This window comes from Pedobacter sp. R-06 (genome assembly GCF_049913135.1).
Taxonomy (GTDB): Bacteria; Bacteroidota; Bacteroidia; order Sphingobacteriales; family Sphingobacteriaceae; genus Pedobacter.
This window is the reverse complement of the sequence record NZ_CP183977.1, coordinates 4,778,142-4,792,045: the sequence shown is the minus strand read 5'-3', so window position 1 is coordinate 4,792,045 and position 13,904 is coordinate 4,778,142. Positions and strand designations below refer to the sequence as shown.

The 13,904-nt window shown below is 38.1% G+C and carries 15 protein-coding genes; 14 read left to right on the top strand and 1 reads right to left on the bottom strand.

All coding sequences use genetic code 11. From position 1 onward, the window contains the following. Window positions 1-65: 65 nt before the first annotated feature. From ACN9MR_RS19295 to ACN9MR_RS19255, 9 genes are all read left to right on the top strand, one after another. Entirely contained in the window at window positions 66-806 is a 741-nt protein-coding gene (locus tag ACN9MR_RS19295) for a carboxypeptidase-like regulatory domain-containing protein (RefSeq protein ID WP_426326143.1), read from the top strand. A gap of 259 nt (window positions 807-1,065) precedes the next feature. After that, the gene (locus ACN9MR_RS19290) at window positions 1,066-3,051 is read left to right on the top strand and encodes a M1 family metallopeptidase (RefSeq protein WP_426326141.1); all 1,986 of its coding nucleotides are present in this window, start codon (window positions 1,066-1,068) and stop codon (window positions 3,049-3,051) included. 121 nt (window positions 3,052-3,172) lie between these two features. Then, the gene (locus tag ACN9MR_RS19285; protein ID WP_426326139.1) at window positions 3,173-3,580 is read left to right on the top strand and encodes a RidA family protein; all 408 of its coding nucleotides are present in this window, start codon (window positions 3,173-3,175) and stop codon (window positions 3,578-3,580) included. Between the two features lie 15 nt (window positions 3,581-3,595). After that, complete coding sequence (locus ACN9MR_RS19280; protein WP_426326137.1) at window positions 3,596-4,204, top strand: class I SAM-dependent methyltransferase; 609 nt, start codon at window positions 3,596-3,598, stop codon at window positions 4,202-4,204. A 23-nt stretch (window positions 4,205-4,227) separates the two neighbouring features. Beyond that, window positions 4,228-4,449 carry a VF530 family DNA-binding protein gene (locus ACN9MR_RS19275; RefSeq protein ID WP_230144600.1) on the top strand — a complete coding sequence of 74 codons (222 nt, stop codon included), beginning with the start codon at window positions 4,228-4,230 and terminating at the stop codon, window positions 4,447-4,449. A 169-nt stretch (window positions 4,450-4,618) separates the two neighbouring features. Beyond that, entirely contained in the window at window positions 4,619-5,017 is a 399-nt protein-coding gene (locus ACN9MR_RS19270; RefSeq protein WP_426326135.1) for a hypothetical protein, read from the top strand. 78 nt (window positions 5,018-5,095) lie between these two features. Further along, entirely contained in the window at window positions 5,096-5,266 is a 171-nt protein-coding gene (locus ACN9MR_RS19265) for a hypothetical protein (protein WP_426326133.1), read from the top strand. Between the two features lie 246 nt (window positions 5,267-5,512). Continuing rightward, window positions 5,513-8,329 (top strand): outer membrane beta-barrel protein, encoded by a 2,817-nt coding sequence (locus ACN9MR_RS19260; protein ID WP_426326131.1) that lies wholly within the window; start codon window positions 5,513-5,515, stop codon window positions 8,327-8,329. A gap of 142 nt (window positions 8,330-8,471) precedes the next feature. Then, window positions 8,472-8,930 (top strand): hypothetical protein, encoded by a 459-nt coding sequence (locus ACN9MR_RS19255; RefSeq protein ID WP_426326129.1) that lies wholly within the window; start codon window positions 8,472-8,474, stop codon window positions 8,928-8,930. Between the two features lie 22 nt (window positions 8,931-8,952). Here the strand turns inward: ACN9MR_RS19255 and ACN9MR_RS19250 are convergent, their stop codons facing one another. Beyond that, the gene (locus tag ACN9MR_RS19250) at window positions 8,953-9,507 is read right to left on the bottom strand and encodes a rhodanese-like domain-containing protein (RefSeq protein WP_426326127.1); all 555 of its coding nucleotides are present in this window, start codon (window positions 9,505-9,507) and stop codon (window positions 8,953-8,955) included. Window positions 9,508-9,650: 143 nt separating this feature from the next. Between ACN9MR_RS19250 and ACN9MR_RS19245 the strand changes: the two genes are divergently transcribed. The 5 genes from ACN9MR_RS19245 to fusA all read left to right on the top strand — a co-directional run bounded on the left by ACN9MR_RS19245 (window position 9,651) and on the right by fusA (window position 13,788). After that, window positions 9,651-9,962 carry a type II toxin-antitoxin system HigB family toxin gene (locus tag ACN9MR_RS19245; RefSeq protein ID WP_307526102.1) on the top strand — a complete coding sequence of 104 codons (312 nt, stop codon included), beginning with the start codon at window positions 9,651-9,653 and terminating at the stop codon, window positions 9,960-9,962. Next, window positions 9,946-10,305 (top strand): helix-turn-helix domain-containing protein, encoded by a 360-nt coding sequence (locus tag ACN9MR_RS19240; RefSeq protein WP_426326125.1) that lies wholly within the window; start codon window positions 9,946-9,948, stop codon window positions 10,303-10,305. Before ACN9MR_RS19245 ends, ACN9MR_RS19240 begins: the two co-directional genes overlap by 17 nt. Before the next feature lie 340 nt (window positions 10,306-10,645). After that, complete coding sequence (gene rpsL / locus ACN9MR_RS19235) at window positions 10,646-11,059, top strand: 30S ribosomal protein S12 (protein ID WP_029278631.1); 414 nt, start codon at window positions 10,646-10,648, stop codon at window positions 11,057-11,059. Between the two features lie 17 nt (window positions 11,060-11,076). Continuing rightward, the gene (gene rpsG, locus ACN9MR_RS19230) at window positions 11,077-11,544 is read left to right on the top strand and encodes a 30S ribosomal protein S7 (protein WP_029278632.1); all 468 of its coding nucleotides are present in this window, start codon (window positions 11,077-11,079) and stop codon (window positions 11,542-11,544) included. A gap of 129 nt (window positions 11,545-11,673) precedes the next feature. Next, a complete protein-coding gene (gene fusA, locus ACN9MR_RS19225) occupies window positions 11,674-13,788 on the top strand; it encodes an elongation factor G (RefSeq protein ID WP_426326122.1) in 2,115 nt (704 codons plus the stop codon). The last annotated feature ends 116 nt before the right edge of the window (window positions 13,789-13,904 follow it).

Sequence of the window (13,904 nt, the reverse complement as noted above, 5' to 3'; positions counted from 1 at the left end):
AATTGTTCTAATGTTAAAGTTTGTTAAATGCAGCTTTTAAATGTCGAACTAAGTTACTTTTGAGTATGTACAAACTGATCATTTTTCTATTGCTTGCCTTGCCAATTGGCGTTTTTGCTCAAACGGTAACTACAGGTACGGTTTTCGATTACTCGAAAAAAACGCTTTCTCTTCCTGGTGTTAGTATCAGAAATCTGAACAGTAAAAAATCAACCAGTACAAATAAAGAAGGTAAGTATACCATTGGTGCCAATATTGGCGATCTTTTAGAGTTTTCTGCCGTTGGCTATCACACTGATACGCTGTACTTAACCAACCTGTTAAATAGAACAATTTATCTCCCTGTTAAATCGAACAGTTTAAAAGATGTAGATATTACTGCAGTGCGGATGAATAGTCAGGTTACGGATGCGAAAGATCCATTGGCTGAAAAATATACACTATTGAGTACGGGTGGAAACCTAAACCGTAAGCGTATGACCGATAAGGTTGGTGGCTTAAACCTAAACCTTGGTTATGGTAAATATAGAAGACAACAACGAAAAGAGGCCGATTTAGAGGAAAGGGAAATGTATCTTGAAGAAATTGATGAGAATTTTACCGCAAAAGCCATTACCGAGATGACCAAGCTAGAGGGTGAGGAACTTAAAAACTTTATGATTATTTACCGTCCTTCGGTAGAGGCCGTAAAAGCAGAAAGACCATACCGTTATGCTTATTATATTTCCCGGGCCTTTGTAGCGTGGAAAAAATTAACCCCACAAGAAAGAAAACTTCAGGATCTACCCAAATTAAAAGCGAATTAATAAAGACTCATCACCCTGTCCCGAAACTTCGGGATCAGGGTCTATTTTACAGGAAAGATGCTGACATAAATTCAGTATGATGGCTAGCGTTTAGGAAAGGAAATTAAAATTGATAGATACGGGTAAATATTAATCGAATTAAAGTTTAAAAAGCCTTTTTAACTGCATTATAACCAACATTGGTAACATTATAACCACATATAAATCTATATGTGGTTATTTTTTATATTTACCGCCTGATTACAACCTTATTATTATCATGAAATTGACTAAACTAATAACTTTTTGTTTAGTTTGTTGTGTTTTTGCCTTTTCTGCATCTGCTCAACAAGCTACAACCCCGGCGCCAGCTACCAATTATAACCCTGCTGAGGCCTTTGGACCATTATTTTACACACAAAACGGTAATGAATTCCGCTCTGCAATTGGGGCACCCGGGCCAAAATATTGGCAAAACCGCGTTGATTACAACATTACAGCTAGTCTCGATGAAACAAAAAACACGGTTACTGGTACCGTTACCATTACTTACAAAAATAATAGTCCTGATAAATTGCCCTATTTATGGCTGCAATTAGACCAGAATACTTTTAAAGAAACTTCACGTGGCTATGCCATTACGCCGGCGCGTAGCCGTTATGGTGCGCAAGGTGAAAAATTTGATGGTGGTTATAAAATTCAGAACATCAGTGTATCGCAAAAAGCTGCTGCTGTAAAATTTACTTCTTTGGTAGAAGATACGCGCATGCAGATCCGTTTAGACCAGCCAATGGCGGCCAATGGCGATATGGTAACAATTAAAATGGATTATTCGTTTGTTGTACCAAAAGAGGGATCGGACAGAACAGGACATTTAACTACAAAAAATGGTGAAATTTTCGCCATTGCACAGTGGTTTCCACGGATGTGTGTGTATGATGATGTGTTAGGATGGAATACTTTGCCTTACTGGGGCGGCGGAGAGTTTTATTGCGAATATGGCGATATCAATTTTGCCATTACTGCGCCAGCAAGCCATATCGTAATGGGCTCTGGCGAATTGTTAAACCCAGCTGAAGTTTTTACGCCAGAACAATTAAAAAGGTGGAATGCCGCTAAACTTAGCGATGCTACCGTTCACATTCGTACAGAAGAGGAGGTAACAGATCCGAAATCCCGTCCGGCGAAAGATAAATTAACCTGGAAATTTAAAATCTTAAATGCACGCGATGCAGCCTGGGCTTCGTCAAAATCTTTTGTGTTGGATGCAGCAAGAATCAATTTGCCAAGTGGTAAAAAATCTCTGGCCGTTTCTGCACAACCTGTAGAAAGCAACGGTGTTGATGCATATGGCCGTGGTGTAGAATATGTAAAATCTACCATCGAGCACTATTCAACCAAATGGTTCGAATATCCATATCCAATGGCAGTTAATGTAGCAACGAATGTAGGTGGTATGGAATATCCTGGTATTGTTTTTTGTGGTTGGAAAGCTAAAAAAGCAGGTGCATGGGGCGTAATCGATCACGAATTCGGTCATACGTGGTTCCCTATGATTGTAGGCTCTAACGAACGTAAATATGGTTGGATGGATGAAGGCTTCAATACCTTTATCAACGGTATTTCTAAAAGTAGTTTTAATAAAGGCGAGTATGCTGCTCAGCCAACCGATATGAATAAAGTTGGTAAAAGCACCATCGGAAATCCGGTTTATGAAAACATGATGTTAATGCCTGATGGTATGGCAGAACGTAATATAGGTGTTAATTTATATTTTAAACCAGGATGGGGCTTAGATATCTTGAGAAACCAGATTTTAGGTGAAGACCGTTTTGACTATGCTTTCCGCCAATACATTAAAAACTGGGCATTTAAACATCCAACCCCATTCGATTTCTTTCGTTCGATGGAGAATGGTGCGGGCGAAGATTTAGCCTGGTTCTGGAGAAGCTGGTGGTTAAACAACTGGAAAATGGATCAGGGTATTGCTGGTGTTGAGGCCGTTAAGCAAGACGATAAATTGGTGGGCTACGCGATTAAAGTTGTAAACCTGGAGAAAATGCCAATGCCAATTATCCTGCAGGTTAAAACCAAAAGCGGCAAAACAGATATCGTAAAAATTCCGGTTGATGTTTGGATGAAAAGCGCAACTTGGTTGGTACGTTATCCAACAACTGAAGAGATTGAGTCAGTTACTTTAGATCCTAACAAGGTATTACCCGATTCGAATACGGATAATAATACCTGGACAGCTACAGGTAACTAATTTAGCCCGAATAATTAATTATAGCCTCCTGGTTTTAAAAGATCAGGAGGTTTTTTTATTGCAAACAACCGACGGTTTACTAATTCTTATCGAATAATTTAGCAGACATAATTTACAGCAAATGGAAAAACCTACTTTAGAAATTACCAACCCCGCAGGCATATACGATCCCCGTCCGCATGGATATTCTCACATTGCTTCAGTTTCAGCCAATTCCTCACTTGTATTTGTTGCAGGCCAGGGTGGTAGCAGAACCGATGGAGTACTGAATGATGATTTCAGGACGCAGGTAAGTATTGTCTTCGAGAATATCGCTTTAGCCTTAAAAAGCAAAAAATTAACTATGGCCAATATTGCAAAACTGACAACATTGGTGGTTGATTATGATGAAGCGAAACACGAAATCCTGATCGAAGAATCGAACAAAATATGGCCTGATCAGAAATTTCCGGTAAACACGCTTATTCCGGTACAAAGATTGGCCTTAAGTGGAATGCTAATTGAAATTGATGCCACAGCCATCGGATAATTTAAAGACTTTATAATGGAAAAAGGGGAACGCAAAAATGCTTATAAGGCTTACAATAAGATGGGTAAGTGGTTTGCCGAAAACCGCTATGCGGGTTTAGAGGAGAAAACCTATTTGGATGATTTACTTAAGCGGTTGCCTCCAAATGCAAGTATTTTAGATTTGGGCTGCGGCAGTGGAAAACCTATATTGGAATATCTGATCAGCCAAAATGTAAATGTTCTCGGAATCGATGCCAGTGAGCAGATGTTAGAATTGGCCAAACTAAATTTTCCAGATACACGGTTTGTGCTGAAAGATATGCGTAAACTTGATTTAGGTGAAAAATTCGATGCAATAATTGCCTGGCATAGTTTATTTCATCTTCCTGCTGATGATCAGCCCGGTATGTTCAGTATTTTTAGGCGCCACCTTAAACCAAATGGTGTTTTGTTGTTTACCTCTGGAACCGATAGAGGAGAGGTTTGGGGAATGAACGGCGGTGAAAACTTGTTTCATGCTTCTTTAGATACAGAGGAATATCGATCGTTGCTTGAATCCAATCATTTTGATGTGCTTGGCCATATAATAAATGACCCTGATTGTGGCGGCGCAAATGTTTGGATGGCACAATATAAACCCTGATAATTTTGCCTTAACTTTGCCGCATGGCCGAACAGCAAAAAAACAATCCCTTACACGGTATTACCCTAGAAAAAATTGTAACCGATCTTCAGCTACACTACGGCTGGGAAAAACTGGGATCACTGATCAGGATTGATTGTTTTAATAATAATCAAACTATAAAATCGAGCTTAAAATTTTTAAGAAGAATGCCCTGGGCCCGTAAAAAGGTAGAAGAATTATATCTTGATACGTTTCATAAATGAGATCTAATGATTGAATGAGTGAATTTTGAATGAGTGGATGTGCTAGTGATCAAATCCAACAGTCCGTCAATAAGTCATTCAATCATCCTGTCATTCTCTTATTAAATAATTATCTCACCTTGCAACCTTTCCTTTAAAACGCTCGTCATCTAGATCTAAACCCTATCAAATGAAAAATATTTTCTATTGCTTTTTGCTGATGCTTGTGTTAAGCAGTTGCGCCCTTGCAAACATTACAACGGTTTATTCTAATTCACGAGGTAAAATAGATATCCCAAAAAAAGAAAGTTATAGTGTAGTGTACGAAGCCAGATTTGAAGATGGTTTAACAGCCGATGTGGCTTACACCAATGAAAGTGGAAAACAGACGGAATTAAAAGAAGTTAATGGTAACTGGGAAAAAACCGTTACTTTAAAATCGGGTACACACGTTCAGCTTAAAACTTTTGCAACTGCTAAATCTAAATCAAGAGGTGAGTATAAAATCCTCGTAGACGGGAAAGTGGTTTCTGAGTATGTGCTGAGCGGAAAAAAACTAAACTATACTTTCAATTTCGAATTGCCTTAATTCATAGAATCTTCATCTTGAATTTCGAGATTTAATAAACAAAATAACAAGGTTTATTCATCATTAATCAATTTGAAAATGAAAGCAATTAAAGTTTTAGTAATCGCACTAGTAGCAGCTTTTACCATTAATACCGTAAGCGCTCAAACCACAACTCCGGCGAAAGCAGGTACCGAAAAATCACAGACTAAAAAAGGTCATAAAAAACACCATCATAACAAGCACACAAAAAAAGTAGCTAAAGCTTAAAAAGGGAAAGTCTTTCAGGTAAAATTGAAAGGCTTTTTTGTTTCCATCATCATATTGAACATGGTTCAATATCTGTTATGCTATGGAGTTTCCATCTAAGTTCCAAACTTCTTCCATTTTTATAGCTTTTCTAAGCTTCGAAAAAAAAATATTTTTTTTGTCACACTTTTCAGTTTTTGGTGTCTTATAGTTGAACCCTTAAAAAAGGGTTAACTAAACAAACCAACAAAAAAGACAATTTTAGCTATGAAAACCTATTTATGGATGTTGCTGTGCGTATTATCTACGAAAGTCTTCGCACAGCAAGCGGGCAATATAAATGGAAAAATTATTGATGGGAAAACAAACCAGCCCATTGAATATGTGGGCATTATTTTATCGGGTAAAACTGATTCGACCAAAAAAGTGGGTGTTGTAACCAACAAAGCCGGAGAATTTTCTTTTAATGCGGTTGCCAATGGCGATTATAAAATCAGGATTTCGGCGTTGGGATATAATTCCATCACCAAAAATATCAATTTGAACGGAAAGGCTGTTAACCTTGGTACTTTAAAATTGGAAGAAGATGCTATTGCCCTAAAGGATGTAGCGGTAAGCGGCCGCTACGCTACAGCCACAGTAAAAAAAGATACCATAGAATTTAATGCCGATGCTTATAAAACCAGGCCAAATGCCGCGGTAGAAGATTTATTGAAGAAGCTTCCAGGTGTAACCGTTGATAAAGATGGAAGTATTTTGGTGCAGGGACAAAAAGTTACGCGCTTAACTGTCGACGGTAAGGATTTCTTTGGTACTGACCCTAAAACGGCAACAAAAAACCTCCCTGCAGATGCGATCGCCAAAGTACAGTTGATTGATAGCAAAACACTGGAAGCAAAAGCCACTGGCATTGACGACGGTCAGCGCGAAAAAGTATTGAACCTCACTATTAAAGAAGATAAGAAAAAGGGATGGTTCGGTAACGCCAATCTTGCGGGGGGAACAACCGATAAATATGGAAGTTATTTAAGTGCCAACCACTTTAATAAAAACCTGCAGTTTGCTGTTCTGGGCATGAGCAACAATACCAATGATGCCAGTTTCGGTTACGACGACCTCAGCAGTTTTAGTGGAGGCAACATTGGTAATATTTTCGCACCACCAGCAGGGGGAAGTTTCTCAATCAATAACAATAATGGTAAAACCACCATTGGCGGGAGTGGGGTTTTTGATAACAATGCCATTGGACTCTACACCACACATAGCGGAGGCGTAAACTACAGTAATTCATGGGGCAAAAATAATAAGTTGGCTATTAGCGGAAGTTATTTCACTTATTTTTCTTCTGGCTTAGGTAATAAATTATCCAATATTCAGGACTTAAGCTCTGGCGATATTTTACGTACATTGGATAATACCGACCGCAATAGCAACAATCAGGCACACCGCTTTAATTTTAAGGCAGAATATCATCCCGATTCGTTAACAGATATGGTGTTCCGGCCAAATGTGATCCTCAATAGTACCACCAACATCAACAACCGTACGTTCAATGCTAATTTTGATGCTACAGGAAAAGCAAATGATGGAAGCCAGTATTACAATCAGCATAATTTCACCCCATCCTTATTTGGCGAGTTTACCGTGCTGAGGAGATTAGCCAATAAAAAAGGCTCGGTTTCGCTCCGGTTAAATGGCACACAGAATACCTTTAATTCTGACTGGTTAAATCAATCGCTGCTTCATCAATATGTGAGTGGTGATACTACTGTTACCAATATCAATCAGCAGGCGAATCAGGAAAATGCTTCAAAAACTTATACCATCAATGGGAATTATGCCAGGCAGTTAAATCAGAAGTGGAGTGCCAACCTTGCTTACGGTTATACAAGAAGCATTGTTGATGCACAACAGATTACCTTTGATTATAATCCGACTACCGATCGCTACGAAACCATTGTGCCATCCTTAACCAATACTTTCGATAATCATAACAGCCAACAAGTTGCTGGTTTGGGTTTTATCTACACCGGAAAGGATTGGACCTATAATTTTGGTTTAAATGCACAGGAAAGTTTATTAAATGCTAACGTATTTAATAATGTAGGTGCCAATATTGGCAATATTGAAAAATCGTATTACAACTTATTGCCGCGCTTAACGGTCAATTTTAAAAATAAAGCCAATCAAACCATAGCAATCAATTACCGGGCAAGCGTTAATATGCCTTCAGTTACCGATCTGCAGCCTGTACAGAACAATACCAATCCATTGTATCAAAGAATCGGAAACCCTGATCTCGAAGCGCGGAAAAACCATCGCCTATCGGTGAACTTTAATACCTTTAGTCCAGATAATAACCACTATTGGAATGGATATTTCCTCTATAACCTATCTTTTGATGATACCGGAAATGATATTACCTATAACAATGGTATTCAAACAGTGAAGCCGATCAACGTAAATGGTAATTATTACCTGCGGGCAGGCACATTTTTCGGAATGCCATCGAAACTTAAAGGACTAAGGATGAACTATGGAATGAACTTTTTTACAGAACATCGGACAAACTTTATAAGTAGTGCTAAAAACATCACCAACAGGTTCGAAATCGGTCCGAATATAAACTGGAGCTATGATATTGATGATAAATTTAACGCAGGTATTTATGCTTATGTTGCCTATACCAAAGTTAATAATACGGCAGAATCGGCGATCGACAATAAATATTTTACGCTAAATAACACTTTAAATCTGAGTTACGAGTTCATTAAAGATTTACGGATAGAAGCTGATCTGGATCACATTGGCTCTGCTGGCCGCGCTGATGGGTTTAATAACAATTACTTTTTGCTTAATGCGGGCATAAACAAATATTTAATGAAACGCAGGGTAACCATGAGCTTAAAGGGCTTTGATATTTTAAACCAGAATACCAGCATTGATAGAATTGTAAACAGCAGCCGGATTGAAGATGTAAGGTATAACAACATCACCCGGTATTTTTATTTATCACTAAATTACAAGTTAACCAAAGTGGGCGCAAACAACCAACGGAGCAACCCACGTAATACCGTTAATTAGGTGCCTAATATATCTATCCTATTATACAGCCCATCTATACCTGGCGTTGAAATAGTTGTTTGTTGCGGAGATTAGTTTATCTCTATGTAGTACGATATTTGTATCTTCGGGATAGAATAGGCTTGTTTGTAAACCTTAATATATGAAAAGAACTTTACCACTCATTTTTGCAATTTTAATAACCCTGTTTTTTTCGACGTGCAAAAAAGGCGATATTAAAACCTTAAACAGCATTGGTTATGGATCGTCGTTTGGGATGTGTGTAGGCTATTGTTCCAATAATTTACTCATTAGCGATCTGAAACTTACTTTTTCTAAATCAAAAAACGGGCAAACAGCTGATACCAAAACCTGTAGCAAAACAATTTCCGAAGCTGATATAAACGCAATCAAAAAGGAATTGAACATGGAGAAGATTTCGGCCCTGCCGGAAGTAATTGGCTGTCCTGATTGTGCTGATGGAGGTGCAGAGTGGATTGCCATCAATGCAGATGGAAAACAGTACAAAATTACTTACGAGTATGGTAAAGCGCCAAAGGAACTAGAAGCTGCGGTTGCACGGTTAAAGGTACTTAGAGATAGCTTTAAGGATTGTAATTAAACTGCTTTCAGGCGCTTAGATCCTATCTTCTAGCACTGGTTCCTTCGAAGGCTATTCGTTTATCCATTGTGCTGATCAATTCAGAAAGTTCGTAAACATTTCTATACCCGTAGCCATATAGATTAATATAAGTGGGGATATTTAAGGCCAATGAAATAGGCGCTATTTTTTTATTTACTAAAGCAGGTACAACTACTTTGCTGGCAAAATTTGCCTGGTCATCTATAAAATTATTATTGCAATAGATTAATATTTTAGTATCCGCATTTGGTATAATCCTTAACAGGTTTTGTTGTGTGAAATCGGAAAAATTTAAATGAATGGCACCTTTAACATGTTTTCGTTTAAATAGACTATCAGAACGTGTATCTAAAATAATGGTGCCTTTCTCTTGAGCCATTTTTAAAAATGTTGGTAAATCTACGAGCCTACCTTTACGATGGGCTTTAACCTTGGGTATGAGCTTCTCGTAAGCATCAAAGTCTACATTGGCCTTTTTTTTAATAGTTGAAGAGGTTTGTGCATTACATAGGTATGCGATACTGCAGAATATAATGGTGATGATTTTTGTTTTCATTTATAATGGTGTGAAAAAACAGTTATGTATTTAACCCATTACTAACAGACATAACTTCTGTGGTAGTGTCTAATTAGTCTCATGAAATGATGAGGTAATGAAATAAATTTGTTTTTGTTACCATTTTGGTAATATATTTGTGCATGCGGATTATTGCTAAAAAGACACTTGTTGAATATTACAAGAAGCACAGCACCGCCAAGGCTAGTTTAGAAGCTTGGTATGGTGAGGTTGTTGAACAAGATTGGAATATGCCTGCAGACGTAATTAAGTTGTATGCAACTGCAGATGTAATAACAGGTAAACGGTTCGTATTTAACATTAAGGGTAACGATTATAGGTTGATTGCCGATATAGAATTTAAATTAAAAATTGTTTTTATAGTTTGGATTGGCACACATGCTAATTATGATAAAATTAATGTGGAGGAGGTAAAATATGTTAAAAGTAATTAAAACCGAGAATGAGTATGAGTTGGCTTTAGAAAGGGCCTACTTGTTGATGCAAAAGGATCTTGATTTGGATACCGAGCAAGCTGATGAATTGGATTTGTTAACATTATTAATAGAACATTACGAAGAAAGTCATTATCCAATTGCACCTCCATCACCAATTGAAGCCATCAAATTTAGGTTAGAACAGTTGGGTAAAGCGCCAAGTGAGCTATCTAAAATTTTAGGTGCCCGCAGTCGCCAATCTGAAATATTGAGCGGTAAGCGCAAACTCAGTTTAAGTATGATTAGGAAATTACATGAGATTTTGAATATTCCGGCAAGTAGTTTGATTCGTGCTTATTAAGCTATTTATTATTTGAAAGGCTCCAACTAAGCCAAGATTGCTATAACTGCTTTCCAAAAAGTATTTGAACAGCTAAATTAGATGTTGAAACAAGTTCAGCATGACGATCGCGCCAGGGTATTTAGAGTGAGAACCGTTGACTGAAAACTCAAAACTGAAAACGGAACTGCAACTCCTTAATCTTCAACTGAAAACTGATAATTGCCAACTCAAAACTTTTTACGCTAACCCCTTGATTTTTAAAAAGAATTGTTCTACTTTTGCAGTCCGTTTTATGGGCTATCTGCAAGGATGCCGGGGGAGCGGTAAATTTTTTAATAAAAAAACATAAAAAAGCACAATGCCAACCATTCAACAATTAGTTAGAAAAGGTAGAGTAGCACTGGAGTTCAAGAGTAAGTCTCCAGCGTTGGACAGCTGTCCACAGCGAAGAGGTGTATGTACACGTGTGTACACCACTACCCCTAAAAAACCAAACTCAGCAATGCGTAAAGTAGCCCGTGTTCGTTTAACGAACGGTAAAGAGGTGAATGCTTACATTCCTGGGGAGGGTCACAACTTACAGGAGCACTCAATCGTATTGATCCGTGGTGGTCGTGTTAAAGATTTACCAGGTGTACGTTACCACATCATCCGTGGTGCATTAGATACATCAGGTGTAGCTGGTCGTAACCAACGTCGTTCTAAATATGGTACTAAACGTCCTAAACCAGGACAGGTAGTTGCGGCACCAACAAAAGGTAAAAAGAAATAATCGGGAGGAAATAAGAAATGAGAAAGTCAAAACCAAAAAAGAGAATTATTCTTCCTGATCCAAAATTTAATGATGTTCAGGTAACTCGTTTTGTAAACAATATGATGTACGATGGAAAAAAATCTATCGCTTATTCAATTTTTTACGATGCTGTTGAAATTGCTGAGAAAAAAGCAGGTGAAAACGGTTTAGAGATCTTTAAACGTGCTTTAACTAACATTATGCCAGCTGTAGAGGTTAAATCTCGTCGTGTTGGTGGTGCTAACTTCCAGGTTCCAACTGAGGTTAGACCAGAGCGTAAAACAGCTTTAGGTATGAAATGGTTAATTTTATACGCTCGTAAACGTGGCGAAAAAACCATGAAAGAGAAATTAGCTGGTGAAATCGTAGCTGCTGCTAAAGGTGAAGGTGCTGCTGTTAAGAAGAAAGAAGATACGCACAAAATGGCTGAGGCTAACAAAGCGTTCTCTCACTTCAGATTCTAGTTTAGGATTAACAGATTAGTAAGATTACACAGATTTAATTAGAAGATTATACTGATTAGATAAATTACACCGATTTGTTTTAACATAATCGGTGTAATCATTTAAAATCAGATAAATCAAAAACATAACATGGCAAGAGATTTAAAATTTACAAGAAATATTGGAATCGCGGCTCACATTGATGCGGGTAAAACTACAACAACTGAGCGTATTCTTTATTATGCTGGTGTAAGTCATAAAATTGGTGAAGTGCACGAAGGTGCTGCAACAATGGACTGGATGGCACAAGAGCAAGAGCGTGGTATCACGATCACTTCTGCTGCAACTACGGTTGAGTGGAAATACAGAGGTCAGGCTTACCACATGAACATTATCGATACACCAGGACACGTGGATTTTACCGTAGAGGTAAACCGTTCATTGCGTGTATTAGATGGTTTAGTGTTCTTGTTTTCTGCAGTTGATGGTGTTGAGCCTCAATCAGAAACCAACTGGCGTTTGGCTAACAACTATAATGTTGCCCGTATCGGTTTCGTTAACAAAATGGACCGTTCTGGAGCTGACTTCTTAAAAGTTGTTAAACAAGTTAAAGATATGTTAGGTAGTAATGCAGTTCCATTACAATTACCTATCGGTTCTGAAGATAACTTTAAAGGTGTGGTTGATTTGATCAACAACCGTGGTATCGTTTGGAATGAGCATGATAAAGGTATGACCTTTACTGAAGTGCCAATCCCAGAAGATATGTTAGATGAGGTTGCTGAGTGGAGAGAGAAATTACTAGAATCAGTTGCTGATTATGATGAGTCTTTGATGGAGAAATTCTTTGAAGATCCAAACTCAATCACTGAGCGTGAAATTTTAGATGCTTTACGTGCAGCTGTTTTAGATGCTAAAATCGTTCCTATGGTTTGTGGTTCATCTTTCAAAAACAAAGGTGTTCAAACCATGTTGGATTACGTGATGGAATTATTGCCTTCACCTCTTGATTCAGAAGGTGTAACAGGTACTAACCCAGATACAGGTGCTGAAGTTTTATTAAAACCAAGTATCAATGAGCCATTTGCAGCTTTAGCATTTAAAATTGCAACTGACCCATTCGTAGGCCGTTTATGTTTTATCCGTGTTTACTCGGGTAACTTAGAAGCTGGTTCTTACGTGTATAACACACGTTCAGAAAGTAAAGAGCGTATTTCCCGTATCTTCCAAATGCATGCTAACAAGCAAAACCCTGTGCCTAATGTGGCTGCTGGTGATATTGCTGCGGTAGTAGGATTTAAAGATATCAAAACTGGTGATACACTTTGTGATGAGAAAAACCCAATCGTTCTTGAGTCTATGAACTTCCCTGAGCCAGTTATCGGTTTAGCTATTGAGCCTAAAACTCAAGCTGATGTTGATAAATTAGGTATGGGCTTAGCTAAATTAGCTGAAGAAGATCCGACATTCAGAGTTCAAACTGATCAGGAAACTGGTCAAACTGTTATCTCTGGTATGGGTGAGTTACACTTAGATATTTTAATTGACCGTTTAAAACGCGAATTTAAAGTAGAGGTTAACCAAGGTGCGCCACAAGTTGCATACAAAGAGGCTATTTTTGGTACTACTCAACACCGTGAAACTTATAAAAAACAATCTGGTGGTCGTGGTAAATTTGCCGATATCCAAGTTGTTATTTCACCAATTGATGCTGATTTCGAAAAAGGTGGTTTACAGTTCGTAAACGAAATTACAGGTGGTTCAATTCCACGTGAGTTTATCCCTTCAGTAGAAAAAGGATTTGCTGCTGCAATGGCTAATGGTGTATTAGCTGGTTATCCGCTTCCTGATATGAAAGTACGTTTGATTGATGGTTCATTCCACGCAGTCGATTCAGATGCTTTATCATTCGAGCTTGCTGCCCGTATGGCATATCGTGAGGCTTTACCTAAATGTAAACCTACTTTGATGGAGCCAATCATGAAAATCGAAATCTTAACCCCTGAAGAAAACATGGGTGATGTTATCGGTGATATGAACCGTCGTCGTGGTCAGTTATTAGGTATGGATACCCGTAATGGATCTCAAGTAATTAAAGCTACTGTGCCGCTTTCTGAAATGTTTGGTTATGTAACACAGTTACGTACAATCACTTCAGGCCGTGCAACTTCTACAATGGAATTTGACCACTATGAGGCTGCACCTAAAAACGTACAGGATGAAGTAGTTGCTAAATCTAAAGGAAGAGTAAAATCTGAAGACTAATTAAGGTATAAGGTAAAAGGCGTAAGGCAAAAGGTTTTAAACCCTAAGCCTTACACCTTAAACCCTCCACCTTGTTAAAGATAAATCCGGTTTCTGTTGTTAATAGCTCTAACAGG